Source organism: Haladaptatus sp. HS23, assembly GCF_056892285.1.
Genome location: NZ_JBXGLH010000004.1, coordinates 108,628 through 132,998 on the forward strand (window position 1 = coordinate 108,628; position 24,371 = coordinate 132,998).

30 protein-coding genes are annotated in these 24,371 nt (G+C 61.8%); 15 read left to right on the forward strand and 15 right to left on the reverse strand.

Translation table 11 applies throughout. From position 1 onward, the window contains the following. Nucleotides 1–8: 8 nt before the first annotated feature. Both AC1XDK_RS13240 and AC1XDK_RS13245 read right to left on the reverse strand, forming a co-directional pair. Entirely contained in the window at nucleotides 9–647 is a 639-nt protein-coding gene (locus AC1XDK_RS13240) for a type 1 glutamine amidotransferase (protein WP_483350369.1), read from the reverse strand. 40 nt (nucleotides 648–687) lie between these two features. Next, nucleotides 688–1,569 carry an alpha/beta fold hydrolase gene (locus AC1XDK_RS13245; RefSeq protein ID WP_483350370.1) on the reverse strand — a complete coding sequence of 294 codons (882 nt, stop codon included), beginning with the start codon at nucleotides 1,567–1,569 and terminating at the stop codon, nucleotides 688–690. Between the two features lie 45 nt (nucleotides 1,570–1,614). On the opposite strand from AC1XDK_RS13245, the gene AC1XDK_RS13250 reads away from it, so the two are divergent. Then, a complete protein-coding gene (locus AC1XDK_RS13250) occupies nucleotides 1,615–1,992 on the forward strand; it encodes a histone acetyltransferase (protein WP_483350371.1) in 378 nt (125 codons plus the stop codon). A gap of 21 nt (nucleotides 1,993–2,013) precedes the next feature. Here AC1XDK_RS13250 and AC1XDK_RS13255 read toward each other — a convergent pair whose 3' ends face one another. The 4 genes from AC1XDK_RS13255 to AC1XDK_RS13270 form a co-directional block, all read right to left on the reverse strand. Further along, nucleotides 2,014–2,445 carry an NUDIX hydrolase gene (locus tag AC1XDK_RS13255; RefSeq protein WP_483350372.1) on the reverse strand — a complete coding sequence of 144 codons (432 nt, stop codon included), beginning with the start codon at nucleotides 2,443–2,445 and terminating at the stop codon, nucleotides 2,014–2,016. A 171-nt stretch (nucleotides 2,446–2,616) separates the two neighbouring features. Beyond that, a complete protein-coding gene (locus tag AC1XDK_RS13260) occupies nucleotides 2,617–3,468 on the reverse strand; it encodes a UbiA family prenyltransferase (protein WP_483350373.1) in 852 nt (283 codons plus the stop codon). A gap of 59 nt (nucleotides 3,469–3,527) precedes the next feature. Continuing rightward, the gene (locus AC1XDK_RS13265) at nucleotides 3,528–4,649 is read right to left on the reverse strand and encodes a pyridoxal phosphate-dependent aminotransferase (protein ID WP_483350374.1); all 1,122 of its coding nucleotides are present in this window, start codon (nucleotides 4,647–4,649) and stop codon (nucleotides 3,528–3,530) included. 44 nt (nucleotides 4,650–4,693) lie between these two features. Continuing rightward, the gene (locus tag AC1XDK_RS13270) at nucleotides 4,694–4,843 is read right to left on the reverse strand and encodes a hypothetical protein (protein WP_483350375.1); all 150 of its coding nucleotides are present in this window, start codon (nucleotides 4,841–4,843) and stop codon (nucleotides 4,694–4,696) included. Nucleotides 4,844–5,188: 345 nt separating this feature from the next. Between AC1XDK_RS13270 and AC1XDK_RS13275 the strand changes: the two genes are divergently transcribed. After that, the gene (locus AC1XDK_RS13275) at nucleotides 5,189–5,755 is read left to right on the forward strand and encodes a M23 family metallopeptidase (RefSeq protein ID WP_483350376.1); all 567 of its coding nucleotides are present in this window, start codon (nucleotides 5,189–5,191) and stop codon (nucleotides 5,753–5,755) included. 102 nt (nucleotides 5,756–5,857) lie between these two features. Here AC1XDK_RS13275 and AC1XDK_RS13280 read toward each other — a convergent pair whose 3' ends face one another. Both AC1XDK_RS13280 and AC1XDK_RS13285 read right to left on the reverse strand, forming a co-directional pair. After that, entirely contained in the window at nucleotides 5,858–6,034 is a 177-nt protein-coding gene (locus tag AC1XDK_RS13280) for a hypothetical protein (protein WP_483350377.1), read from the reverse strand. Between the two features lie 224 nt (nucleotides 6,035–6,258). Further along, entirely contained in the window at nucleotides 6,259–7,005 is a 747-nt protein-coding gene (locus tag AC1XDK_RS13285; protein WP_483350378.1) for a proteasome assembly chaperone family protein, read from the reverse strand. 94 nt (nucleotides 7,006–7,099) lie between these two features. Between AC1XDK_RS13285 and AC1XDK_RS13290 the strand changes: the two genes are divergently transcribed. Beyond that, nucleotides 7,100–8,005 carry an RsmB/NOP family class I SAM-dependent RNA methyltransferase gene (locus AC1XDK_RS13290; RefSeq protein WP_483350379.1) on the forward strand — a complete coding sequence of 302 codons (906 nt, stop codon included), beginning with the start codon at nucleotides 7,100–7,102 and terminating at the stop codon, nucleotides 8,003–8,005. Further along, a complete protein-coding gene (locus AC1XDK_RS13295; protein WP_483350380.1) occupies nucleotides 8,002–8,538 on the forward strand; it encodes a DUF7122 family protein in 537 nt (178 codons plus the stop codon). Before AC1XDK_RS13290 ends, AC1XDK_RS13295 begins: the two co-directional genes overlap by 4 nt. A 14-nt stretch (nucleotides 8,539–8,552) precedes the next feature. Here AC1XDK_RS13295 and AC1XDK_RS13300 read toward each other — a convergent pair whose 3' ends face one another. Further along, entirely contained in the window at nucleotides 8,553–10,064 is a 1,512-nt protein-coding gene (locus AC1XDK_RS13300) for a DUF790 family protein (RefSeq protein WP_483350381.1), read from the reverse strand. Nucleotides 10,065–10,142: 78 nt separating this feature from the next. On the opposite strand from AC1XDK_RS13300, the gene AC1XDK_RS13305 reads away from it, so the two are divergent. Beyond that, a complete protein-coding gene (locus tag AC1XDK_RS13305; RefSeq protein ID WP_483350382.1) occupies nucleotides 10,143–10,529 on the forward strand; it encodes a hypothetical protein in 387 nt (128 codons plus the stop codon). Here the strand turns inward: AC1XDK_RS13305 and AC1XDK_RS13310 are convergent, their stop codons facing one another. From AC1XDK_RS13310 to AC1XDK_RS13320, 3 genes are all read right to left on the reverse strand, one after another. Beyond that, a complete protein-coding gene (locus tag AC1XDK_RS13310; protein WP_483350383.1) occupies nucleotides 10,530–11,051 on the reverse strand; it encodes a hypothetical protein in 522 nt (173 codons plus the stop codon). A gap of 252 nt (nucleotides 11,052–11,303) precedes the next feature. Continuing rightward, on the reverse strand, nucleotides 11,304–12,641 hold the full coding sequence (locus AC1XDK_RS13315; RefSeq protein WP_483350384.1) for a DEAD/DEAH box helicase family protein: 1,338 nt from the start codon (nucleotides 12,639–12,641) through the stop codon (nucleotides 11,304–11,306). Nucleotides 12,642–12,664: 23 nt separating this feature from the next. Then, nucleotides 12,665–13,423: a DUF2797 domain-containing protein gene (locus AC1XDK_RS13320; RefSeq protein WP_483350385.1), complete on the reverse strand. Its 759-nt coding sequence runs from the start codon at nucleotides 13,421–13,423 to the stop codon at nucleotides 12,665–12,667. 162 nt (nucleotides 13,424–13,585) lie between these two features. On the opposite strand from AC1XDK_RS13320, the gene AC1XDK_RS13325 reads away from it, so the two are divergent. From AC1XDK_RS13325 to AC1XDK_RS13350, 6 genes are all read left to right on the forward strand, one after another. Next, nucleotides 13,586–13,813, forward strand: a complete 228-nt coding sequence (locus tag AC1XDK_RS13325; protein ID WP_483350386.1) for a hypothetical protein — start codon at nucleotides 13,586–13,588, stop codon at nucleotides 13,811–13,813. A 106-nt stretch (nucleotides 13,814–13,919) separates the two neighbouring features. After that, a complete protein-coding gene (locus AC1XDK_RS13330) occupies nucleotides 13,920–15,077 on the forward strand; it encodes a S8 family peptidase (protein ID WP_483350387.1) in 1,158 nt (385 codons plus the stop codon). Nucleotides 15,078–15,202: 125 nt separating this feature from the next. Beyond that, entirely contained in the window at nucleotides 15,203–16,393 is a 1,191-nt protein-coding gene (locus tag AC1XDK_RS13335) for a S8 family peptidase (protein WP_483350388.1), read from the forward strand. 156 nt (nucleotides 16,394–16,549) lie between these two features. After that, complete coding sequence (locus AC1XDK_RS13340; protein ID WP_483350389.1) at nucleotides 16,550–17,686, forward strand: S8 family peptidase; 1,137 nt, start codon at nucleotides 16,550–16,552, stop codon at nucleotides 17,684–17,686. 105 nt (nucleotides 17,687–17,791) lie between these two features. Then, nucleotides 17,792–18,943, forward strand: coding sequence for a S8 family serine peptidase (locus AC1XDK_RS13345; protein WP_483350390.1), 1,152 nt, complete (start codon nucleotides 17,792–17,794; stop codon nucleotides 18,941–18,943). 52 nt (nucleotides 18,944–18,995) lie between these two features. Beyond that, a complete protein-coding gene (locus tag AC1XDK_RS13350; RefSeq protein WP_483350391.1) occupies nucleotides 18,996–19,325 on the forward strand; it encodes a BsuPI-related putative proteinase inhibitor in 330 nt (109 codons plus the stop codon). A gap of 30 nt (nucleotides 19,326–19,355) precedes the next feature. Here AC1XDK_RS13350 and AC1XDK_RS13355 read toward each other — a convergent pair whose 3' ends face one another. Continuing rightward, entirely contained in the window at nucleotides 19,356–20,288 is a 933-nt protein-coding gene (locus AC1XDK_RS13355) for an NAD-dependent epimerase/dehydratase family protein (RefSeq protein ID WP_483350392.1), read from the reverse strand. Nucleotides 20,289–20,383: 95 nt separating this feature from the next. Between AC1XDK_RS13355 and AC1XDK_RS13360 the strand changes: the two genes are divergently transcribed. The 4 genes from AC1XDK_RS13360 to AC1XDK_RS13375 all read left to right on the forward strand — a co-directional run bounded on the left by AC1XDK_RS13360 (nucleotide 20,384) and on the right by AC1XDK_RS13375 (nucleotide 22,170). Further along, nucleotides 20,384–20,929 (forward strand): tRNA (cytidine(56)-2'-O)-methyltransferase, encoded by a 546-nt coding sequence (locus AC1XDK_RS13360; RefSeq protein WP_483350393.1) that lies wholly within the window; start codon nucleotides 20,384–20,386, stop codon nucleotides 20,927–20,929. Nucleotides 20,930–21,118: 189 nt separating this feature from the next. Continuing rightward, nucleotides 21,119–21,289, forward strand: coding sequence for a DUF7987 family protein (locus AC1XDK_RS13365; protein WP_483350394.1), 171 nt, complete (start codon nucleotides 21,119–21,121; stop codon nucleotides 21,287–21,289). Nucleotides 21,290–21,434: 145 nt separating this feature from the next. Then, complete coding sequence (locus AC1XDK_RS13370; RefSeq protein ID WP_483350395.1) at nucleotides 21,435–21,995, forward strand: metal-dependent hydrolase; 561 nt, start codon at nucleotides 21,435–21,437, stop codon at nucleotides 21,993–21,995. Then, the gene (locus AC1XDK_RS13375; protein ID WP_483350396.1) at nucleotides 21,985–22,170 is read left to right on the forward strand and encodes a hypothetical protein; all 186 of its coding nucleotides are present in this window, start codon (nucleotides 21,985–21,987) and stop codon (nucleotides 22,168–22,170) included. Before AC1XDK_RS13370 ends, AC1XDK_RS13375 begins: the two co-directional genes overlap by 11 nt. 121 nt (nucleotides 22,171–22,291) lie before the next feature. Here the strand turns inward: AC1XDK_RS13375 and AC1XDK_RS13380 are convergent, their stop codons facing one another. Further along, nucleotides 22,292–22,792, reverse strand: coding sequence for a twin-arginine translocation signal domain-containing protein (locus AC1XDK_RS13380; protein WP_483350397.1), 501 nt, complete (start codon nucleotides 22,790–22,792; stop codon nucleotides 22,292–22,294). Between the two features lie 190 nt (nucleotides 22,793–22,982). Then, a complete protein-coding gene (locus tag AC1XDK_RS13385; RefSeq protein WP_483350398.1) occupies nucleotides 22,983–24,266 on the reverse strand; it encodes a PQQ-binding-like beta-propeller repeat protein in 1,284 nt (427 codons plus the stop codon). Nucleotides 24,267–24,371: the final 105 nt, after the last annotated feature.

Consider the following 24,371-nt stretch of genomic DNA (forward strand, 5'->3'; position numbering starts at 1 on the left):
AGCGTTCGTCACGACCCGTCCACGAGTTCGACGAAGTTCTCGAAAACCCGCTCCCCGTTCACGTCATCGAAGGACAGTCCGTTCTCCTCCCACCCGAAGTCCGCCGCGATTTGCGGGTGCAGTTCGTCCGTGAATTCGGGATGAAACTGCGTCGTCCACAGCGGCATCTCCCGGTGTCGGGTGGCGAAGTACTCGTTGTACGCCGTCGAACCGATGGGTTCCATCCCGTCGCCGAGTTCGACCACGTGGTCGCCGTGGACCGCCGGAACGACCGGCGAAACGCCGTCGAAGAGCGGGTCGTTCGCCAAGTCGGCGCGGACGAGTTCGTTCCTCAGACCGCGATGTTCGACGGAACCACCGAGCGCGTAGTTAACCAACTGATGACCGAAGCAGACGCCCAGCGTCGGAACCTCCCGCTCGACGAGTTCGCGAACGAGCGCCGCCTCGTCGTCCATCCACGGGTTCTCGTCCCGCTCGTACACGCCCGCCGTGCTCCCGGCGACGATGACGCCATCGACGTTCGAGAGTGACGGCGGTTCGTCCGCCGCGACGTAATCGTACACCTCGTGGTCCGGGAGAAACGACTCCATCGAGCGGACGAAATAGCGATAGTCCGAGTTCACCTCGTTTTCCAGTACGAGCAGCATCGGCGGTGTATCGGTTCGACGACGCTAAAAAGCTACGTGCTTATTCTTCGAGGAAGTCGGCCAACAGTTCGTTCACCCGTTCCGGTCTGTCGTTTTGTACCCAGTGGCTAGCGTCGGACAGCCGTTCGATTCGAAGGTCTGGAACCCACCGGTCCAACCCCTCGGTCAGTTCGTTGCCGAGTGCGAAATCCTCCGTTCCCCAAATCAGCATGGTCGGGACGGACACGTCGAAGGACCCCTCATCCCCACGGAGGACGGACCGAAGTTCCGCCGGGACGTTCTCCCGGAACAACGCCCGGTAGTAGTTGATGGAACCGGTCAACGCGCCGGGTTGTGCGGCCGCCTCGACGTAGCGCCGAACGTCTTCCTCGCCGAACGCCTCCGGATTCTTCGCGCTGTCCCTGAAAATGTTCTCGATGGACTCGTACCCGCGGGCAGAGAGGAACCGTTCGGGGAGCCACGGCAGTTGGAAGAAGAACATGTACCACGAGCGTTTGAGTTGCGACGGCGTTCGGAGTTCCTCACGGAATCGTGCCGGATGGGGTGCGTTCAGTACTGCGAGTTTGTCGACGCGCTCGGGGCGTTCGATTCCGACCTGCCACGCGACCGCACCGCCCCAGTCGTGGCCGACGACTTGGGCGTTCTCCTCGCCGAAGTGGTCGATAAGGCCGGTCACGTCGGCGACCAACTCGTCGGTTCGGTAGGCGTCGACGCCGTGTGGTTTCTCGGAGGCGTTGTAGCCGCGCATGTCGGGTGCGACGACGTGGTATCCTTCCGCCGCGAGTGCGGGAATCTGTTCGCGCCACGAGTACCAGAACTCCGGGAAACCGTGAAGCAGGAGGACGAGCGGGCCATTCCCGCTTTCGACATAGTGGAGACGCACACCGTTGACGACGGCATCGTCGTGGGTCAGTTCGGGCATGGTTTCACCCACGGTATTTTCGTGGATAAGCGTTGATATGTGTCCATGACGGAACCCTTCACCCTCCCGCTGACCGCGGTCCAGCCCAGTCAGTTGTACCTCGATGGGGCGAAACTCTCGCTCGTGACTGGGTGGTTCGACTTCGACGCGCCGAACTACGACCCGCTTCCCGTGCGGAAATTCGACGACAGGTGGACGCTCACGGACGGACACACGCGCGCCTTCGTCGCCCACCTCTCCGGCGCGGAGGAACTCCGCGTCGTCCGCGATACTGACGGGATTTCGGTGTCGAAATACGAACTATGTGTCTCGTGGTGTCGAGACGAGGGTATCACGGCGATCTCCGACCTCGTGGGACACGTCATTACAAATGAAGCTTTCAAAACGCGGTGGATTGACCGGTGCCAGTCGCTCGACTCGTGACCACTCGCGGATTCGACCGAATCAGTCCACAATCCGCCCGATGTAGTCGTCCATGTCTCGTGCAAGCGAACACGAGCCAGGAGGGACCCAAAAGTAACTGTAGATGACGCCGTTGTCATCGCCGTTTCCGGTGACCGTGTGTCGCCACTCGTCGCGCGTCTCGTCGGCCACGAGGTGGAAAAAGTGGCGACGATACGCCTTCGGCTTTTCGTGGTGGTTCCATACGTCGGTAGAAAGCGGTCGAACGGCCTCGAATTCGGTCAGGCCGCTCTCCTCCTTGACCTCCCGGATGACGGCATCGTGGGGGTCCTCTCCGTCCTCGATGGTTCCCTTCGGTACTTGCACACCTGCGTCTTGATTGGCGTGTTCGAACACGAGGAGTTGTCGGGTATGAGCGGCGCTGCGAGTGATATAGGCGTAGGCTTTGTCTTCAGCTACTGGTCGGTCAGTCACGTATACGATTACAAAACGGGGAGCGGGGGCGTAAGCGTTATTTCAGATAAATGTCCGATTTGGAGATGGACATTTCTGATATGGATACGGTGCAAATGGAGACGTTCGTGAGTCAGTAGGACGTATCGGGTGCCGTGGATACGGCCCGCTGGTCGCCCGAGTTGGTACTAATCACGACAGCGGCCGGAACCACACCGCCGTCAGCAACAGCGCGAGGAAGACGTAGGACCCGCGAATGAGCAACATGGTGGCGAGTTCCGGCCCGCTTCGGTACGCGATTGCGGCAACGACGCCGAACGCCAGAACCGCGACGGCGGAACTCGGCGGAAACACCTGCGCCACCGAAAGTCCGAGCACGCAGAGGAGCGCGGTCAGAATGAGACCGTAGGCCGCCGTCCGGGCGCGGGATTGGCCGAGCGCGACGGCGACGGTCCGCTTCGAGATGGAGCGGTCGTAGTCGTAGTCCTGTGCGTCGTCGATGACTTTCACACCCGAGAGGAGGACGAGGAAGACGAACGCGAACGCGAGGGAAACGAGCGAGAGGGTCCCCGTCTGGACGTAGTAACCGCCGAGGATGGAGAGCGCGATACCGAGCGGATAACCGGTGGTCGTGCTGACGGGGTTCGTATCGAGTTGCGGCGCGTGCAGGTAGCCGATGAACCACGTCGGGAGGGTGATGAGGACCGCGCCGATACCGACGGTGAGCCACAGTCCCGCGAGACAGGCAGCGAAGAGTGCGGCGGCGGCGACGAGCAGGAGTTTACACCCGCGTTCGGTGAGCGGGTGGTCGTCGTCCTCACCTCGGACGTAGAAATCGACGTACCCGTCCTTGACGTGGGCCGTGTAGACGGCGGCGAAGATGGCGACCATGTGGAGTAGCCCCGTCACGAGCGAGAACTGTCCGGCCAACATGCTCCCGAACCACGATGCGGCGACGGGAGGGAGCATGAACACCGGATGTACTTGCGATGTGACTGCACGTGCTGCGGGGACCACGCCGGAACCGCGGCGTGCGATGGGCATCGAATCGACCCACAACGTCGCCCATGATAAAGTCTCAGGCCGCGAAAAATCGGAAAAATTCAGCGAACCGCGTCGGCCGCCTCGCCCATGATTTCGAGCGCCGCTTCGAGTTCCTCGATGTTCGTCGCGTAGGAGATGCGAGCGTAACCTGTACCGTGTTCGCCGAATGCCTCGCCGGGGACGACGACGACGCCGCGTTCGATAACCTCGTCCACGAACCCTTCAGGGACCTTCGGCATGGCGTAGAACGCGCCCTGTGGCGTCGGCGTTTCGAGACCGATGTCCGCGAGACCGTCGAGGAGCACGTCGCGGCGCTCCTCGAACGATTCGACCATCTCGTCCACGGGGTCCTGTGAGCCGGAGAGAGCACCCAACGCGGCGAACTGCGCCGGGGCGCTCGCACAGGCCTGCACGTACTGGTGGACGCGGAGCATGCGCTCGATTCTGCGCTCGCTTCCGGCGACCCACCCGAGTCGCCAGCCGGTCATCGAGTACGTCTTCGAGCAGGCGTTGACGACGACCACGTTGTCCGTCTCGGCGAACTGCATCGGCGAGTAGTGTTCCCCCTCGAAGACGATGTGTTCGTACACCTCGTCGGAGATGCAGAGCACGTCGTGTTCGTCGGCGATACGAGCGAACTCGCGCATGTCCTCCTCGCCCGACACCGCGCCGGTCGGGTTCCCGGGGCTGTTGACGACGAAGGCGGCAGTGTTCTCGGTGATGTTCTCCTCGACAGTCGCCGGGTCGAGCGTCAGGTCCTCGCGGAGGGGAACCGGTTTCGGCGTCCCGCCTGCGAGGTGCGTCAGGGCGTCGTAGGCGACGAACCCGGGGTCGGGAAAGATGACCTCCTCGCCCGCGCAGACGTGCGCTTCGAGGGCGATGTGGAGGGCTTCGCTCCCGCCCGCCGTGGCGATGATGTTCTCCGACGGGACCACGAGGTCGTTGTCCCGGTCGTGCTTCGCGCTGATGGCCTCCCGAAGTTGGGAAATTCCCTTGTTCGACGTGTACGCGTCCGTCGCACCCGATTCGATGGCTTCGAGCGCCGCTTCCCGTGCGTGGTCCGGTGTCGGAAAGTCCGGTTGCCCGAGTCCGAGATTGATAGCGTCCTCACCTGCGGCTTCGAACACTTTCCGAATGCCGCTTATCGATACGTGTTCGACCCTGTCCGAAAAGCCGGTCATACGCCCGAACGCACGCAACGGGGGAGGATAATTCTTCGCTTCGATTACTCGACCTGTCCCCGGAGCGCTTCGAGGTGGTCGTCGATGACCGAAAGTGCCGCGTCGGCGTCCATGTAGCCGTTGTCGTACTCGGAGTACACCTTGTCCACGTCGCGGAAGAACTGGTCCAAATCAACGTCGTCCGTGTCGCTCATGATTTGGGGAAAGCGGTTCGCACCCAAAAGCGTCGTGGTTGCATTTCGTATCGACCGAACCGACCGACGGGACGGTGAAGGTGGTTCTAAAGCTCGAATGCACATGACTCTATAGCACAATATATTATTCTTATAGAAATTAGTAAAATTTAATTCCCTGCACAGGGTTACTAGAGCTGCTATGTCACGCAAATTTGGACGGCGATCGGTCCTGAAGTCGCTCGGTACCACCGCGACGGCCCTCACCGGAACGGCGGTACTGACCGGGTCGGCGAGCGCGTTGCAGCGACCACGGCGCTGAACACGCGCGAACAACCCGGAACCGACCAACCCGTCGTCGCCACCGTGAACGACGGCGAGGTCGGCGAAATCATGAACGGACCGACGGACAAGGGCGGTTACACGTGGTGGGGTGTCCATTGGCTCGACCGGAACGTCTGGGGCTGGTCCGTCGAGCGGTACCTCCAGTCCACGTCCGGTGGCGGCAGCGGTTCGGACTTCGTGTGGCCGATTACGGGGTACATCACGTCGCCGTACGGTCCGCGCGACGGCGGCTACCACTACGGCGTGGACATCGGGGCCAACGGTAACATCGGAGAGCCGATTTACGCCGCCCACGGCGGGACGGCCTATACGGCCGAAGACCCCGGCGGCTACGGAACGTACATCTACATCAACCACGGCGGCGGCTACCAGTCCGAGTACGGCCACCTCAACAGCACCGCCGTCTCGGACGGCCAGGCGGTGAGTCAGGGCGACTATATCGGCGGCATGGGGGAGGACGGGAACTCGACCGGCCCGCACCTCCACTTCGAAATCGAGACCAGTAGCGGCCACGCGTCGATTCCCGGTGCCGACGGCCAGAACGTCACCGCCGGAACCGCGATTCCGAAGGATTACAGCGGAATCTGAAGCGCACCCGGGCGGTCCCCCAACGACGAATTTTTGCCTCGAAACTAACCGGCGTCGGCTACGATACCGAAAACGACAAAAGCAAAAATCCGACAGTGGCGTCTAAGCTGCCTGTATCGTCCGGACACCGAGAACAACTAGCAGGAGACAGACCAATCCGGCACTCCACGTGACAAGCTTGGTCGGATTGACCGTCAGCACCATCACCGCAAATCCGACCCCGACGACGCCTGCAAACAGGGCCGCGTGACCGTACAACCGCAGGATTACGTTACTCATTCGAATCGTGTATTTCGTCCGTTCTCTTCGACTCGATATAAACATCGGTTATTCCCCGCCGATGCAACCGTCGAACCGGTGCAGTTACACGATTGGCAAAAACGAGCAATCGATACAATCGTCGGTCGCTAGCACATTCGCCGGAAAATCTCCGATTTTCCGGGCCGACGACCGAGCGGAGTGGAACGAAGCGAGGGAGGAGGTTTTTGGTGCAGAAAAAGGTGCTATTGGAACATCCGGAGCGGTTTCGCCTGTGAACTCTCCGCCTCTTCGGTTTCCTGCATCCGCTGAGCGAACTGCTCTTTCTGCTGGCGGATTTCCTCGGCACTCTCGACTAACTCGTCGGTGTTCACGTCGATACCGGCGATGGGGTCGATGCCGTCTTCGAGGAGGACCTTGGCCGCGGCGGGGTCGGGAAACTGCGGGTCGGACTGGACGATGAGGCCGATAGCGCCAACGCCGGTTCTGCTGGCCCGGTGGAGGAGCGCGCCGGTCGGGCCGCTGACCGCCCCCGTTTCCCTTGGCGAGTCGATGTCGTACTCGTCGAGCAGTTGTCCCAAGTCGCCCGTGGCAGTGCCGTAGAGTTCGGGGACGGTCTCGGCCTGTTTCTGGTGGGGAAGGCCGCTGAGGTAGAGCGGCGTCGCGTCGTTCGATTCGACCCACGCGGTGACGCAGTTCGCGAACTGGGGTGCGGCGTCCGCCGAGATGGGAACGTCGCTTCGCAGCGCGACCAAATCGCGCTCCTCGTCAGCGTACAGTCGAACCGGCGGGAGCAAATCCCGGTCGCCGTCCTCGTACACCGCGATTTGGGGGATGCCCTTGCAGTCCACCGCCGCGTAGTAGGTCATGTCGAATCGCTCGATGAGGTGGTCGGTGGCGATTTTACCGACCAACCCGAGTCCGGGGAGCCCTTCGACCAACGTCGGTTCGTCGAGTTCGATGTCATCCGCGACCACGGCGATGTCGGTCATACCATCGGTTTCGGACGGATACGTCTTAAAAACGAGGGCGACCCTCGGCGGCGCTCCGAAACCCACAAACACCTCTCCCCCGCATACTCGAGCAATGGACGCACTGGAGCGTTACGAACCCATCCTCGACGATTTCGAGGCGTTTCTCGCGGCGTGCGAGCGCCCGCTTCCCTCTGTCGTCAGGGTAAACCGCATCAAAGCGACCCGAGAGCAGGTGACGCGGGCGTTCGACGAGGGGAACGTCGAGTGGACGCCGCGCGAGTGGAACGAGAACGTGCTGGAAATCGAGGGGAAACCCGGCAACACGTGGCCCTCGTTTCACGGGTGGACGCACGGACAGGAGGAGGTTTCCTCGATTCCGGCGTTCGTGCTCGACCCGGAACCCGGCGAACGCGTGTTGGACGCCTGTGCCGCGCCGGGGAGCAAGACGACGCAACTTGCGGCGCTAATGGACGACACGGGACTCGTCGTGGCGAACGACAGCAACCTCGGTCGCCTCTCGGCGCTCCGGTTCAACACGGAACGTCTGGGCATCACCTGCGCCGCGGTGACGAATCAGGACGCCCGGAACTTCTCGCTCAAACCGTTCGGTCTCTCCGCGTTCGACGCGGCGCTCGTGGACGTGCCGTGCTCCTGTGAGGGGACGATTCGGAAGAACCCGACCGCGTTGGACGATTGGGGTTTGGACCACATCGAGGGCGTCGCCGGCGTTCAGAAGGGAATCCTTCGCCGCGCGGTGCAGGCAACGCGGGACGGTGGAACCGTGGTGTACTCCACCTGCACGTTCGCACCGGAGGAGAACGAGGCGGTCCTCGATTACGTTCTCTCCCGTGAGGACTGCCGCCTAATCGAGTACGACATCGGCCTTCAGTCGGAACCGGGACTGACCGAGTGGAAGGGCGACGAGTTCGACGAGAGCATTCGAAAAGCGAAGCGATTCTATCCGCACCACAACGACACGGGCGGGTTCTTCTGCGCGAAACTGGAGGTAGGTCGATGAGCGAGGATGGCGACAACGGTGGGGACGAACTGACGACGAACGACGGCCAGCGGTTCGACCGTCTGCCGGACACCGAAGACGACCGCGAGGTTTCGGGACGCGCGAGCAGGAGGGAAGTACTCGACTGGTGGGAAGACCGGTTCGGAATTCCACCGGAGACGTTCGAGGGAGCGTCCTTCTGGGAGAAAGGGAAGGGTAAAATCTGGATACTGGACGGCGATTTGGAGTCCCCCGTTCACATCGAAGCGCTCGGGATGACGTTCCTCCGCACGCGACAGCGACACTGGAAACCGACGACGAACGCGGCCCAGCGGTTCGGTCGGCACGCGACGAAGAACGTCGTCGAACTCGACCACGAACAGGCCCGGCGGTTCGCCCGTGGCGAGGACCAAGAAATCGAGTGGGAGGGCGATTGGGGCTACCTCATCGCCGCACACGAAATCGCGGGAGGAGTCGAACCGCTCGGCGTTGGACTGTTCCTCCACGGCGAACTGCAGTCGCTCGTCCCGCAGGGACGACAGCGGGACCTCTGAAACGGCCGAACTTTCTACTCTCCGTCCCGTGTCCGAATCACGCCGCCGCTCAACCCCTCCCACTCGACGGCGTAGCCCAGTTCAGAGAGGAGGGCGCTGTCGTCCTCGATACCGCGTTCTTCGAGGACGGACTTCGCCGCCGAATAGGCCATTCCGTCCTCCATTTCGTCGTCGATGGCGTCGAGGACGGGAGGACGAATCAACGTCCTTCCGACCCGCCGATGCTCGGGGAAGGACGCACCTTTCAGCGCTTCCTCGCTCACGCCGTGTGCCACGGCGAGGTCGGCCAGCGAAATCACGTCCGTGTCGGGAACGAGTTCGTCCGGTAGCGCCGCGACGCTTTCCGCGACGAGTTCTTCCTCGTACCGTCGGAGGGCGTCCCGAACGTCCTTGAGCCGAATCGACCCGGAGTACGGAATCGCGCGATGGTCGCGGGCGGTTATCTCCTCGCCGACGCCGAGGCTTTCGTCGACGGCGACGAGTAGTTGCACGTCGGAGACGGAATCCAATTGGGCGAGTTTCTTTTCGACGTACTCGGGCGTCCAGAAGCCCATGATTTCGAAGAACACCCGAAAGTCGGCGTGTCGATAGTCGAAGGCGAAGTCGGGTATCATCACTCGCGCGCCCGCCGCCAAGGGTTCGGGTTCGCGCACGAGGTCCCAGTCCAAATCGAGGGCCTCGAACCGGGTCGCGAACGACCGCTCCACTTCGCTGTCGAACGACACGTCCGCGATGGGCTCCGTTCCCGGCGGTCGAATCGGGTCCTCATCGGTAAGAACCAACTCGCGTTCGGTTCCATGGTCGTCGATGGTGGCGACGAGTCGCCAATCGTCGGCTTTGACGACGGTTCGGAGCAGTCTCGCAAAGCGTGTCCCGTACCGTCGTGTCGAGCGAAACAGCGCGTCCGGGCCGGTGACGATGACTTCGCGTCCGTCGTCCGTCTCGTGGATTTCGTACATCAACCGAAGTCGCTTGACGGCCGAGACGAGCGCTCGCGGGTCGGAACTCCGAACGCGGAGTTCCGTCGCGTCGAACAGCGCCGTTTGGGCGAGCGACAGGTTGTACTGGGAGACGAGTTCGTCCGGGTCCCACCGCGAGTCGAAGGAGACGAGGGGTTGTCGCTCTTCGAGGTCGGCGTACAGCGACTCCGCGACGTCGTCCGGCGTCGAAGCGAGGCGGTCTGCCGCCCGCAGGAGGGCGGTTTCCCGTTCCGCTTCGGTGACGACGCCGACCGCTTCGGCCGCCTCGAAGGCGGCGGTTCGTGCGCGGTCCGGCGGGATGGCGGCCTCCGTTTCGAACGTCGCTTCGCGGTCGAGGAGTTTGGCGAACCCGCGGACGAGTTTGAAGTCGGGCGCGTCGGTTTCGAGTTCGGAAAGGGCGGACTGGAGTTGCCCGAACGGTTCGCCGACGTGACCCTGATACGTTCCGAGGACGCGTGCTGCGAGCGGCCGCTGGGAACGGTCGGCGAACTGCGGGTGGTACCCTCCTCCGGCGCGGGACACCCGGAGCAGGTCTTTCGTAAGCACACCTGACACTACACGTGCAGTGTACAAAAGCCGACGGAATGAGAAGATTCATTCCGACCGCTCGAATCGGTACCGAGTATGCGAAGACGAGATGCCCTCCAACAGTTCGGCCTCGTCGCCTCCCTCGCGGCGACCAGCGGTTGTGCCGCCATCCTCGGTGGGCGCGGCGGTAACACCGACGACGGCGATAAGAAACGATCAGGAGATCTGGAAAGCATCAAAATACGACCAAAAGAGGGTGAAAACGGTAATCTCGTGGTCGTCGTCACGGTACAAAATCACGGGAGCAAGAAGCAGTCCGCCACGCTGAAAGTGACGGCCACCACTGACGGCGCCGTTCACGAAATGGAACCGAAAATATCCGTTCCCGGAAACGAATCGAAGGACGTTCACGTCCCGTTCGAGGTGACGTACGAGAAGTACGATAACGCGAACAAATCATCCATCAGCATCAACTTGGTGTAACTACAGCACCATCCCGACGAGGATGGCGACTATCAGCAGTTTCTTCACGATGATGACGCCGATGATGAGCTGTTTCGTGGAGAGGGATTTGAGCCACGAGGTGAACCGGCCGAGAGAATCCGGCGTCCGCGCGATTTCCCGACTGAACAGTTCGAGTTCCGTTCGGAACGTCTCCGGGATGGTGCCTTCGCCCTCGGTGTACGCGAGGTACGTCGTCGGAACCCATCCCTGACTCGTGTACCGAACGGGCACCGTGAGGCCCTCGAGGTGGCCGACCTGTGCGAAATCGAAGCCGTGTTCGTCGGCCAACGCTTCGAGTTTGCGCACGTCCCGCTCGTCGTCCAAATCGTACACGAGTCGGGTCGAGTCGGCCGTCCAGTCGAAGCTGAGCGAGAGGTTGACCTGCACTCGGGTTACACGAACGTCCTGTATGGTCGCCGTCTCGGTGTTCCCCTGTCGCTCCTTCTGTTTCGCGGTCAGTAGTTCGTACTCCTCGGTCGAAGTGGTGGATAGGTCGGTCATCGTCGGCCTCCTGGTTGAAACGTCGAACGGGGACGCCCCAAGAGCCATGTCAGAGGGAAGTGGGCGTCCCCGTTCGAGTGAATGCGGCCGGGTATATTGAGTACTACCACTATACTATCAAAAACAGAGATACAGTAGATAGTATAAAAAAGAAACAAACTATCGTGAATACGGAGAAAACGATATCGGTAGATCAGTGAGAAAACAGTGCCCGGGGAACGATAGAACGAATCGACGAGCGATTGGGGGGAACTACCGACGTCGATTTGCGACGCGGACTTCCGCCGTCTCCTCGGTGACGACTTCGTAGAGGAGTGCGCGTCCGCCGTCGTCTTTCGCCCGGAGGATTCGCCCGAGGCGCTGGGTGAACTCGCGTTCGCTCCCGCTCCCGGAGAGGACGATAGCGACGTTGGCGTCGGGAACGTCTACCCCTTCGTCCAAGACGTTCGAGGTGATGACGCGGGAGTACTCGCCGCGGCGGAAACGGTCCAGAATCTCCCGTCGCTCGGGTACCGACGTTCGGTGGGTGATGGCGGGGATGAGAAACCGTTCGGAGAGGCGATAGACGAGGTCGTTGTGCGCGGTGAAGACGAGTATCCGGTCGTCACGATGGGTGTCGAGGAGGTCCGCGAGGAGCGCCACTTTCCCCTCGCTGTTCATCATGATGTCGCGTGCCCGCTGTTTCGCGAGCAGGGCTTCGCGGGCCTTCGGGTCGCTCCCCGAGCGTTTGACGAGTCCCTGATAATCGCTGCCGCTCCGCATTTGGATGGAGGAATGGGCGAGGTAATCCGTGAACACGCCTTGGGCCGCCTCGTATCGTTCTCGCTCCTCGGGCGTGAGTTCGACGGTCATTCGCTTCACGTCGTAGGGGGCGAGATGGGTTCCCGCAAGTTCGTCAACGTGAACGTCGAAGACCTTCTCCCCGACGAGTTCGCTCACGACTTCGTGGGCACCGTCAGGTCGCTCGAACGTCGCGGTCAGTCCCATTCTCGCGGGAGCGGCGAGGAGTCGAGCGATTTCGCGGTAGCCTTCGCCGCCGAGATGGTGAACCTCGTCGAAAATCGCGAGACCGAACCGGTCGCCGATGTCGTCGGCCCGGAGATACGCCGAATCGTACGTCGAGACGGTCAACCCTTCGACGTTCTGTTCGCCGCCGCCGAGTTGACCGATTGGCACGTCGAACTCGGTTTCGAGGACTCGTCGCCACTGTTCGAGCAGGTCGATGGTCGGGACGACGACGAGGGCCGCCGCCTGACAGCGTTCGATGGCCTTCACGCCGATGACCGTCTTTCCGCTCCCCGTGGGGAGTTCGAGGACGCCGCGCTGCCCCGCGGTTTCCCACGCGTCGAGCGCGTCCCGCTGGTACTCCCGGAGTTCGTACGCGGAGTAAAGCGGCGGCAGGTCCGGCACGTCGAGGACGCTATCGGCCACGGACATCCCGTGTTCGTCGCAGAAGTCACGGATAGCGGCGTAACGGTAGGCGGGGGCACGGAGCGTCTTCGAGCGAGGGTCGGATTCGGCGAACGGAACGTCGTGCTCGCTCTCGACGCGGAGGGTACCGTTCTCGAACGAGAGGGTCACGTCTGCCACACCGAAAGTGGGAAGTCTCCGGCCTAAAAGGTGCCGAGGCTGGCCTGCAGGTTTCGGTCGGTCGCACCGCGTTCGAGTTCGTAGCCGACGAGGTCGCGCATGTCGGTGGCGTAGGCCGTCCCGCCGCGTTCGAGGACGAGGACGCGGCCTTGCGTCCCGAGGACCGTGCCGCTGGCGAGGGTTTCGTGGACGGGTGCCGACTCGAGTTCGAATCCGTAATCGAACTCGAAGGTATCGAGCGGGTCGAACTGGGATAGTGCGTCCTGCCACGCCGCGTCGTCCACCGATCGGTCGAGCGTTCGAATCTTGGTCGGGACACGAACGCGGTCGGTGAACGTCTCCGCGATTTCCGCCTCCAGTTCGCGGGCGATTCGGCCGTTCTTCACTGTTTTGAGGTGTGCGGCATGGTCCGCACCCTGCTCCCGAAGTCGGGTGTGAAGTCGCCAATCGCGCGTGACGCCGACCTTGAACGTCCGCGGCGCGAACGCCGCGAGGTAGATGGCGTGGTCCTCGTAACAGTCCATCTCGTCCTTGAGACACGTGCCGGTACAGCGGGCGCACACCCACGTGTGAGTGTGAACGTCGCAGTATGGCGCGTCGGGTCGGGGGCACGCGATATGCGTCGACCCGTCGAACGTTCCCGCACAGTGTCTGTCGCCGAGCGTGTATTCGAGTTCGTCGCCACGTCGAAGCGTTTCGCGCGAGAGGGAACCGCCATCGTCTACCAGCAACGCTGGTCGTTCCTCCGAACCTGCACCGGTCTCGTACCCGACGATTTGCACGGGTCTAGTTGGGTCGTACCGGGTAAAAGGCGTGTCGTTCGACGGAACTGCAGAGTGTGTCGCATTTTGGATTTGTTTGTATAAGATATTAAAACAATATAATATTTGAATATTTGAAAGTAATGTGAACCTATTAATAACCCGCGAGACGAGTTGTGTGGTGTGTCGAATCATGACGTGGGGGACTGCGAACGGGACACCGTCGAAGTCAATATCGGATACGATGGCAGGGACGGCAAGCAAGCGGCGCTGGATGCCGCAATCGACGTCGTTCGGGAGTTCGAGTCGCTCGATGTGGTGACGGTTCGGATTTCGCGTGCGAAGTGGTCGGAACTCGACGGTCATTCCGAAATACGGTACATCGAGGAGAACGGCCAGTCCGGGGCATAAGTCGGTGCCGGGGCGGTGGACGCAAACTGCATTAGCGTTGCGGCGGCATTTTATTCGATATTACAATAGAAAAATATATTACTGCATGATTATTTGTTGTAATTGCATGCCAAGGAAAGTCAATGGCGTATCACGACGTAACATTCTCAAACTGACCGGCGGTTCACTGGTGGCAACCGGTGCGACTGGGCTAGCTTCCGCGGCACCGACGGACAAAGTGGAGGTGAACGTCGGGTTCAACAGCGCACGTGGGCGAGCGATGACCCGGAGCAGCGCGGACGACATCGTCCGGGAGTTCAACTCCATCGACGCGATGACGATTCGCGTGCCGAAGCGGGCGGCGACGGCATTGGAAAAGAACCCGAACATCCGCTACGTGGAGGAGAACGGAACGATGCACGCGTTAGCCGAAGACCTCCCGTGGGGAATCGACCGCGTGGACGCCGACGTCGCACACGACAACGGTGACACGGGCGCGGGTGCCGACATCGCCATCATCGACACTGGCATCGACTCCGACCATCCGGACCTGCAAGCGAACGTCGGAACCGGCCAAGCCTTCGTCAGTTGCCGCGGTGGAAAGAAGAAATGCCGCAACGACTGGGATGACGACAACGAACACGGCACCCACTGTGCCGGTATCGCGGATGCCGTGGACAACAGCCAGGGAGTTATCGGCGTCTCGACGCAAGCGACGCTCCATGCGGTGAAGGTCCTCAACTCCCGCGGAAGTGGTACCTACTCCGACATCGCGGCCGGAATCGAGTACGTCGCGGACCAAGGGTGGGACGTCGGCAGCATGAGCCTCGGCGGGTCATCGGGCTCCGCCACGCTCCAGGATGCGTGTCAATATGCGGTGAACAACGGTGTATTCCTCGTCGCGGCGGCGGGCAACTCGGGACCGTGTACCGATTGTGTGGGCTACCCGGCGGCCTATTCCGAAGTCATGGCGGTCGGGTCGACGAACGACTCGGACGGCCTCTCGTACTTCTCCAGTACCGGCCCCGAGGTCGAAATCGCCGCGCCCGGCAGTAGCATCTACTCGACCGTTCCCGGTGGCTACGATACGCTTTCGGGAACGTCGATGGCCTGTCCGCACGTCGCCGGTGCTGCAGGGCAGTTGATGGCCAACGGCGCATCGAACGCGCAAGCACGCGACACGCTCACGCAGACGGCGGAGGACCTCGGCCTTTCGAGCAACGAAACCGGTGCGGGTCTCCTCGACGTGGCGGCGGCACTCGGTCTCGACTCGAGCGACAACTGAACGGTACTCTTCAGTAGTACCATATATTCATTCTTTTTAGTAGTAATTTAATCCCATTATAGATATTACTTATATTACGTAGAATAGATAATCTTTTAATCCTATGTTATCATCTAACAATTGGTATGGCAAGGAAAGCCAATGGCGTATCACGGCGTAACATTCTCAAACTAACTGGCGGCTCGCTCGCAGCGGCCAGTGCAACCGGTCTGGCCTCGGCGGAACCGACGGACAAAGTGGAGGTGAACGTCGGATTCAACAGCGCACGTGGGCGAGCGATGGCTCGAAGCAGCGCGGACGACATCGTCCGGGAGTTCAACTCCATCGACGCGATGACGATTCGCGTGCCGAAGCGCGCGGCGACGGCGCTCGAAAAGAACCCGAACATCCGCTACGTGGAGGAGAACGGGACGATGGAAGCGCTCGCCCAGACGACGCCGTGGGGCGTCGACCGCGTGGACGCCGACGTCGCACACGACAATGGTGATACGGGCGCGGGTGCCGACATCGCCATCATCGACACGGGTATCGACGACGACCACCCAGACCTGCAGGCGAACGTCGGCGCAGGAAAGTCGTTCGTCTCCTGTGGTAGCGGGGGATACACCGGGAGTTGTATCTTCTACGGTAACAGCAACTCCTGCAACGATTCGTGGTCCGACGACAACAACCACGGCACTCACTGCGCCGGTATCGCGAACGGCGTAGACAACAGTCAGGGCGTCGTCGGCGTCTCGACGCAAGCGACGCTCCACGCGGTGAAGGTTCTCGACTGCTCCGGCAGCGGAACGTTCTCCGACATCGCGGCGGGTGTCGAGTACGTCGCGGACCAAGGGTGGGACGTCGGCAGCATGAGCCTCGGCGGGTCGTCCGGTTCGCAGGCGCTTCACGACGCGATTCAGTACGCCTACGACGCGGGCGTCGTCCTCGTGGCGGCGGCGGGTAACGACGGCCAGTGTACCGACTGCGTCGGCTACCCGGCGGCGTACGAGGAGACCATCACGGTCGCATCCTCGAACAGCAACGACGAGCAGTCCTCGTTCTCCAGCCAGGGTCCCGAAGTCAACATCATCGCGCCCGGTACGGACATCTATTCGACCGTCCCCGGTGGCTACGACACCTACTCCGGCACGTCGATGGCGACGCCGCACGTCGCCGGTGCCGCCGGTCAGCTCATCGCACAGGGTTACTCGGCCCGTGACGCGGAAAGCCGACTCCTCGATACGGCCGAGGACCTCGGCCTCCCGAGCAACGAACAGGGCAGCGGCCTCCTCGACGTCGCCGCGGCGCTCGGCCTCGATTCCAGCGACAACTGAGAAACCGACGTCAGAACGACGTGCAGACGACGGTATTTTCGCTTTTTTCGACGACACCGCGGAGAGATACTACCAATCGCTCATTCCAAATCCGTCCGATATTATTCCGAACAATTATTAGTAAATATTATGATGGTGTGTTTTCTATGTATGGTGATGGCGAAAGAAATACGGAACACGACGCGACGAAGCGTGTTGAAAACGACCGGTGCATCCATCGTCGGGGTCGGTGCGAGCGGTGTCGCCGCCGGAACGGGCGACTTTCGAGAGGTGAACGTCGGATTCGAAAGTCACGTCGGTCGGCGGATGGCCCTCGAATCGGCGAGTCACGTGGTTCGGGAGTTTTCGGGAATCGACGCGGCGACGATTCGCGTACCGGAGGAGGCGATTCCCGCGCTCGAATCCGCGGCGGGAGTGGCCTACGTCGAGGAGAACGGAAGGATGCACGCCCTTCTTCAGGACGTTCCCCACGGCATCGACCGTATCGACGCCGACGTGGCGATAGAACACGGCGACACCGGCACGGGCGTGGACGTGGCCGTCGTCGATACCGGCATCGACGCGGACCACCCCAACCTGCAGGCGAATCTCGGAACGGGGAAGACGGTCGTCGGCAGTTCGTGGAGCGACGACAACGGTCACGGCACGCACGTCGCTGGCGTCATCGGGGCTGTAAACGACACGCAAGGCGTCGTCGGCGTCGCTCCCGAAGCGACACTTCACGCCGTGAAAGTGTTGAACAGCTACGGGTCGGGGTCCTACTCCGACATCGCGGCAGGTATCGAGTGGGCGGCGGATCAAGGTCACGACGTCATCAACCTGAGCCTCGGTGGGTCGTCTAGTTCCTCGACCGTCGAAGCTGCAATCCGGTACGCGTACGACAACGGCTGCCTCCTCGTCGGTGCGGCGGGCGGTTCCGGACCGTGCGGAGAGGACGGCTGTGTCGGCTATCCGGCCTCGGCGTCGGAAGTCATCGCGGTCAGCGCGACGAACGAGAACGACGGCCTTGCCAGCTTTTCGAGTACGGGTCCCGAAATCGAACTCGCCGCACCCGGCGTGCAAGTCGAATCGACGTACTGGAACGACACGTACGAGACGCTCTCGGGGACGTCGATGGCCACCGCACACGTTTCCGGAGCGGCAGCGCAGGTGATGGGCGCGGGATACTCCAACACGGGCGCACGGCAGCGGTTGCGTGACACCGCAGAAGACATCGGATTGGCCGGAGACGAACAGGGCTACGGCCTCGTCGACGTCGCCGCGGCGGTCGGCATCGATTCCAGCGATAACTGAGGAAGAGAGGCCTTTTCAAATATTATTCCATATACGAGAGAGATATTATTATTCTTTTCAATAAGAAAAAAATTTAAGGTAGCCCATGCTATTTTTTCACAAGCAATGCGACTCAACGAAAGTGGCGTGTCACGACGTAACGTACTCAAGGCGACCGGCGGAGCGACGGCGGGTCTCGCCGTCTCGGGACTGGCCTCGGCGGAACCGACGGATAAAGTGGAGGTAAACGTCGGGTTCAACAGCGAGCACGGCCGTGCGATGGCCCGCGACGCTGCCGAGGACGTAATTCGGGAGTTCGAGTTCGACGCGATGACGATGCGCGTCCGAAAGCGCGCGGCGACGGCGCTCGAAAAGAACCCGAACATCCGCTACGTGGAGGAGAACGGGACGATGCACGCGTTAGCCGAAGACCTCCCGTGGGGAATCGACCGCGTGGACGCCGAAGTGGCACATTCGAGCGGCTACCTCGGCGGCGGGGCGGACGTGGCGATAATCGACACCGGTATCGACTCCGACCATCCCGACTTGCAGGACTACCTCGGAACAGGTGCGTATGCGGTTTCGTGTTCGTCCGGCGAGTGCCAACAGAGCTGGGACGACGACAACGGCCACGGTACCCACTGTGCCGGTATCGCGGCGGCGAACGACAACGCGCAGGGCGTCGTCGGCGTCGGCCCGAACATCACGCTCCACGCGGTGAAGGTCCTCAACTCGGAGGGAAGCGGGTCGTTCTCCGACATCGCGGCCGGAATCGAGTACGTCGCGGACCAAGGGTGGGACGTCGGCAGTATGAGCCTCGGTGGGTCGTCCGGTTCGGCGGCGCTTCAGGACGCATGTCAGTACGCCGTGAACAACGGCGTGTTCCTCGTCGCAGCGGCGGGTAACTCGGGACCGTGTACCGATTGTGTGGGCTACCCGGCGGCCTATTCCGAAGTCATGGCAGTCGGGTCGACGAACGACTCGGACGGCCTCTCGTACTTCTCCAGCACCGGCCCCGAAGTCGAAATCGCCGCGCCCGGCAGCAGCATCTACTCCACCTACCCCGACGAGACGTACAACACGCTTTCGGGGACGTCGATGGCCTGCCCGCACGTCGCGGGTGCCGCAGGACAGTTGATGGCACAGGGGTACTCGAACTCCGGTGCCCGCAGTCAGTTGACGAGCACGGCGGAGGACATCGGTCTGGCGAGCAACGAGAGCGGGTCGGGTCTCCTCGACGTGGCGGCGTCGCTCGGCCTCGACTCCAGCGACAACTGATTGCCACGGGGGGAGGGCAACCTTTTCGAGGCAGGGCGGGGAAAAGAAAATAATGACGCTGGAAAGCGACGTGACGGCGACGACGGACGGAACGGTCGAGTTCGAACTGACGGTTCGAAACCCGGACGCGGAGTCGAGAAACGTGACGTTCAGGAGCGGACTCAAGGCGGATTTCGCCGTCCTCGAAGACGACGCCGAAATCTGGCGCGCGAGCGACGGGCGGATGTACACGCAGGCGCTACAGTCCGAATCGTTCGACCTGGACGTGGAAAAGACGTTCAAGGGAGCGTGGCCGGACCCGCGTCCGGGCCAGTACACCGTCGTCGCGACGCTCGAAATCGTGGAAGAGGACGTGGAAGCGAGAACTGATTTTTCGATTTGAGTTTCGGAACCGCGATTCGACCGAAGTCGGTCAGTCGAGTCTATCGTACAGTTGTTCGGCCGCCGTCCGAACCGCCTCGTCGCTGCTCTGTGCGGGCGTCCACCCGAGCGCGGACAGTTTTTCGATGGAGAGGCGCATCTTCGGGACGTCACCGGTCCAACCGCGGTCGCCGCCGGTGTACTCGTACTCGGGGTCGAGGTCCATCACGTCGGCCACGATGTCGGCGATGGCGTTGACCGAGGTGGTCGTCCGCGTACCGAGGTTGTACGTGTTCATCGCATCGTCGGCGTTCTCGACGACGTAGCGAATAGCTTCGGTGCACTCGGTGACGTGCATGTAGGACTTCTCCTGAAGCCCGTTGCCGAGGATGGTCAGCACGTCGGGGTTTTCGTCCAACTTCTCCACGAAATCCGGGACGACGCCCGCGCCGAACCGCGGGCCGACGATGTTGGCGAAACGGAAGTTCCACACGGTGAAATCGTAGGAGTGAGCGAACGTCGAGAGGAGGGCCTCTTCGGAGAGTTTCGCCGCGCCGTAGATGCTGATGGGTTCTAGCGGCGCGTAATCCTCGGGTGTCGGTCGCGGGGCCTCGCCGTATACCGTGGAGGAGGAGGTGAAGACGAAGTTCGTCACCCCGACCTCGTCCATACGTTCGAGGATGTTGTACGTCATCTCGCCGTTCTCCTCGAACTGCGGTCGCGGGTCGTCGGTGTTGACGTACTTGTCCGCCGCCGCGAAGTGGAAGACGGCGTCGAAGGAGTCGTCGATGACCTCCGCGACCGTCGATTCGTCGGTCAAGTCGGCCTGCACGAACTCGGCGTCGTCGGAAATCGAGGACTCGATTCCGTTGGAGAGGTCGTCCGCGACTACCACCTCGTTGTTCGCGACGAGGTCGTCGACCATCTGGGAACCAACCAAACCGGCACCGCCGGTTACGAGAACTCGTTTACCGGAGAGTTGCATGCACCAATCTGTGCGGGTTTCCGGCAAGTGTGTTCCGGTATCGCTGGAATCCGCGATTCGAAACCTCCTAACCCGTCCGGACGACATCGACACGTATGCACGACGAACCGTCGGTCACGGTCGTTCGTCTCGGCCACCGACCCGGACGCGACGAACGGATGACCACGCACGTCGGACTCACGGCCCGCGCGCTCGGTGCGGACCGCGTCGTCCTTCCCGACAACGCCGCCCAGTCACAGGAGACCATTCGCGACATCACCGACCGCTTCGGTGGCCCGTTCGAGGTCGAACTATCCGGCAGTCAAAAGGCGCTTATCCGAAACTGGGAGGGAAACGTCGTCCACCTCACGATGTACGGCGAGCGCGTACAGGACGTGGAAGGGGACGTTCGGGACGCACACGCCGACGAACCCCTCCTCGTCGTCGTCGGCGCGGAGAAGGTCCCGTTCGACGTGTACGAGGCGGCGGACTGGAACGTCGGCGTGACCAATCAACCCCACTCCGAGGTCGCCGGACTCGCCGTCTTCCTCGACCGGTTGTTCGACGGGCGAGAACTCGACCGGGAGTGGGAGGACGCCCAACAGCGCGTCATTCCCAAAGAGACCGGAAAGCAGGTGGAACCGGCCGAAGACGGGAAGTGATCGGTGACGATTCGCCGGAGAGTCGCGCTCGCCGGTCTCGAATTCGTGTCCGGTTTCGACACTCGTCCTCCCGTGACCATCCCGGACGACCAGCGGTGGTAGTAGGCGTGCGTTTCAGACGAATATCGACCATATTTTTCGAACGTTCGTGAGAAATTATATGCCTTCGGACGATCTACTGCGAAACGAATGGAGTTCGCACCGAAGATAACCGTTCTCACCGTCATTCTCGCGGTCGTCTCTGCCATTCTCGCGAATCGAGTGTTTCACAACCGGCCGCTCTCGGTGCTCGTCCTGTTGGTCGTCGGGTTCTTCCTCCCGTTAGTCCTCAGCGAGCGGTACAAACGGATGCGTAACTAGTTCGATTTTCCACCGCCGCAGTAGCTGTGCTCCACGAAACGCGAGCCTAACCCCGCTTCGCCGGCTCGCCAGCAGAGCGTGGCACCCGTTTCGGACGTGTTTCTCGGCAAGAACGTATAAGCGACCGACCATCCGTTGTGTGAGTATGGTCGACGTCAGCGGACATCTCGCGATGGCACTGTTGTTCGCCGCTCCCGCGTGGCTGTTGTGGGGACGGCGCGGAAGTCTCGCGTTCGCGGCGTTCACCCTCGTGACTGCGATGCTACCCGACACGGACCTCGTGCTTCGACACGTGTTCTCGACCGTTCACCACCACGGCGTGACGCACACGGTGTTGTTCGTCACCGTAGCCAGCGTCGTGGCCGGTGCAGTCGCGGCGCGCCTCCTCACGTCCCACTTCGAAGCGAGTCGGTGGATACGGAGCGACAGTATCGCTGAGGAAACCGTGTTCGTGTTCGCCACCGCCGGATTTCTGACCGGCGGCATGAGCCACCTGTTCGCCGATCTCCTCTCGGCACCCGACATCGCCCCGCCGTTGTCGCCACTCTGGCCGGTGTACACCAAGCCGATAATCATCGACGTCATCTACTACGATTCGCCTATCTGGAACTTCGGCTTGCTCGCGGTTGCGCTCGCCGTTCACTTCGCGCTCTTTCGCTCCGAACGTTCGCCGGTCGAGACGCGTTACAGAATCGGTGAGACGTAACGTCGCGGCGTCGTTCAGCATCGACCCGATGGGGTACGACGGACTCGTCCTGCGTACGGAGAACGTCAACGTACCTGTGAACGACGAAGTCACTGAGAGATTCGGACGTGTTCCGCGTATTCCACGCTGGAAGCGGATGTTGAACGAGCGGGCAGTGAGTACTACGATGGTGTGAGATCGGACGGAAACGGGGTTTCCGGGCGCAATCGGCGACTGACGACCCTGTTTTACAAAAATTCGAGAAGTGTCGATTTCCGACGCGCTCGTACTAAAAACGATGTTGTGGGATGGGGGGATTACGCCGACGAATTGCCGCCGCTGGTCGTCGTATTTCCGCCACCACTACCGCTACCGATGTTGGTGCTAAGCAGGTTGAGTTCGCTGCTGAAGATGGACGCATTACCGCTGAACCGCCGCGTGTCGCCCTGGCTCAGGGACTGGCCACCTTGTTTGAACATGAAGGTGGTTATCTGACCCTGTCCGCCGTTGCTCCCGCCGAGCAAGTAGCGGATGATGTAGCCGTTGTAGTTGTCCGGCTGGCTGATCTCCGGCACGTTGCCGCCGCCGGGTCGTTCGAGCAGGCGAACCGTCGTCGCTGCTTCCAACGTGTTGACGACTCGGAACTCGACGTCCGGGTGGTAGTCGTAGGTGTAGACCAGTACGTTGCTGGACTGCGCCGAAGCGCTTCCGGCGCTCCCCAATCCCAATGCGAGCGCACCCGTCGCGAGTGCACCTTTCTTCATGAACGAGCGTCGGTCTTTCGATTCGACGTGTTCTTGTGTGTCACTTTCGGTCATTGCTACCTCGCCTCCGGTCTATGCCGGACTCGCTGATAAAGGGCACAGACGTTTCAGTTTACCAATCATATCCTACCGTCGGTTTATCCGGAACGTTCTACGTTAAACCGGCGATATTGGCGATTACGAGGAGTTTCGAGGAGCCTGAACGTCATTTGCTCGGGTCGGAGCCGCACGAATACGGGACGGTTCAGACATCGAAGGCCCGGAGTTGGCTGGTCGTGTCTAACCCTTCCGAGACGGTTTTCGATTCGCGCTGACTCGGTGGCGTGTACTCGGTGGTGAAGACGACCGTCTCGCGTGCCGGAATCGGTCCGCGAGCGCGATTCCCCTTCTTCGATATCTTCCAGTTCGTCTTCCCGTCCGCCGCGGCGAGCGAGTACACCGTGGTGTTCTCCTCGCCCGTTCGGAGGAGGTTCACGGCCCCGTCCGTCACGGTTGGAATCGTTCCCTGCGCCCATTCCCGCTCGGGAAGGTTTCGTTCCCATCGCAGGTCGCCGGAGTCTAATTCCCGCGCGAGGACGTTGCCGTTGAGGTCCGCACAGTACACGGTCTCCTCGTCGAGGGCGGGGCGAATGCTGGCCTTTTCCGCACCCTTTTCCTGCCAACGCTCGGTTCCGTCCGGGTCGAACACGCGAACCGTGCGCCCGGACTGAATCACTTCGTTCTCCGTCGCGACGACGGCGGATATGAAGTCACCGTCCGATTTTCGCCACGACACCGACCCGGTCTCCGTATCCAGCGCGAACAGTTCGCCGTTGACCGCCGTGTAGACGGTATCGCCTAGCACCGCCGGAAACGACGGGTGAGACATGCGACCGTCCGGTTCGAACTCCCACCGTTTGCTCCCGTCGTGTTCGAAGCAGACGAGGCCCTTTCGCCCGGCCCCGTAGACGGCGTCGTCGGTCACGACCGGCGGGTCGTTGATGAACCCGTCGAACGACGAGGTTTTCCACCGCGTTCGCCGTGTTTCCGCGTCGATGACGACGAACGCTTCGTCCACGTTGAGGTAGAGGTTTCCGTCGTGATAGACGGGACGGAGGTCCGAAAGCGGCGCGTGAAAGACGTACGTCGTGTCCAGCGAGACGGACCACTTCGGGTCGCCCGAGGACAAATCGTACGCTTCGAGCGTTGCTTCGGGAGCCCCGCCGGTCAAATTACCGCGCGTGACGTACACGGTGTCGTTGGCGACCGTCGGTGTCGTCAACGGCCCTTCCGTCTCCACCGTCCACCGGACATCGGAGCAGGTCGAGGGGACCGACGGATTGTAGCCGTCGTGGCCCGCGTCCCGGCCGAGTTGTGCCCACGACCCTTCGGCCGCGGGTGGGCCGTTCGTCATCGGGGCATCGCTTTCGTCGTCCGTCGTCGATTCCGAGGGGTCGGTCCCCTCCGGTGTCGAACCGAGACAGCCACCGAGGAGGGCGCTACCGGTGAGTGCGAGGACGCGACGGCGGGGGAGGGACTGTCGGACCATACCCTACCGACATAGCTGTTCGGTAAATGCTTTGTGTGCACAAATTCTCCCCTGAAAATATATCCTCCATCGGATAGTTCAACCGAAAGTCGTACTCGCTCGCCG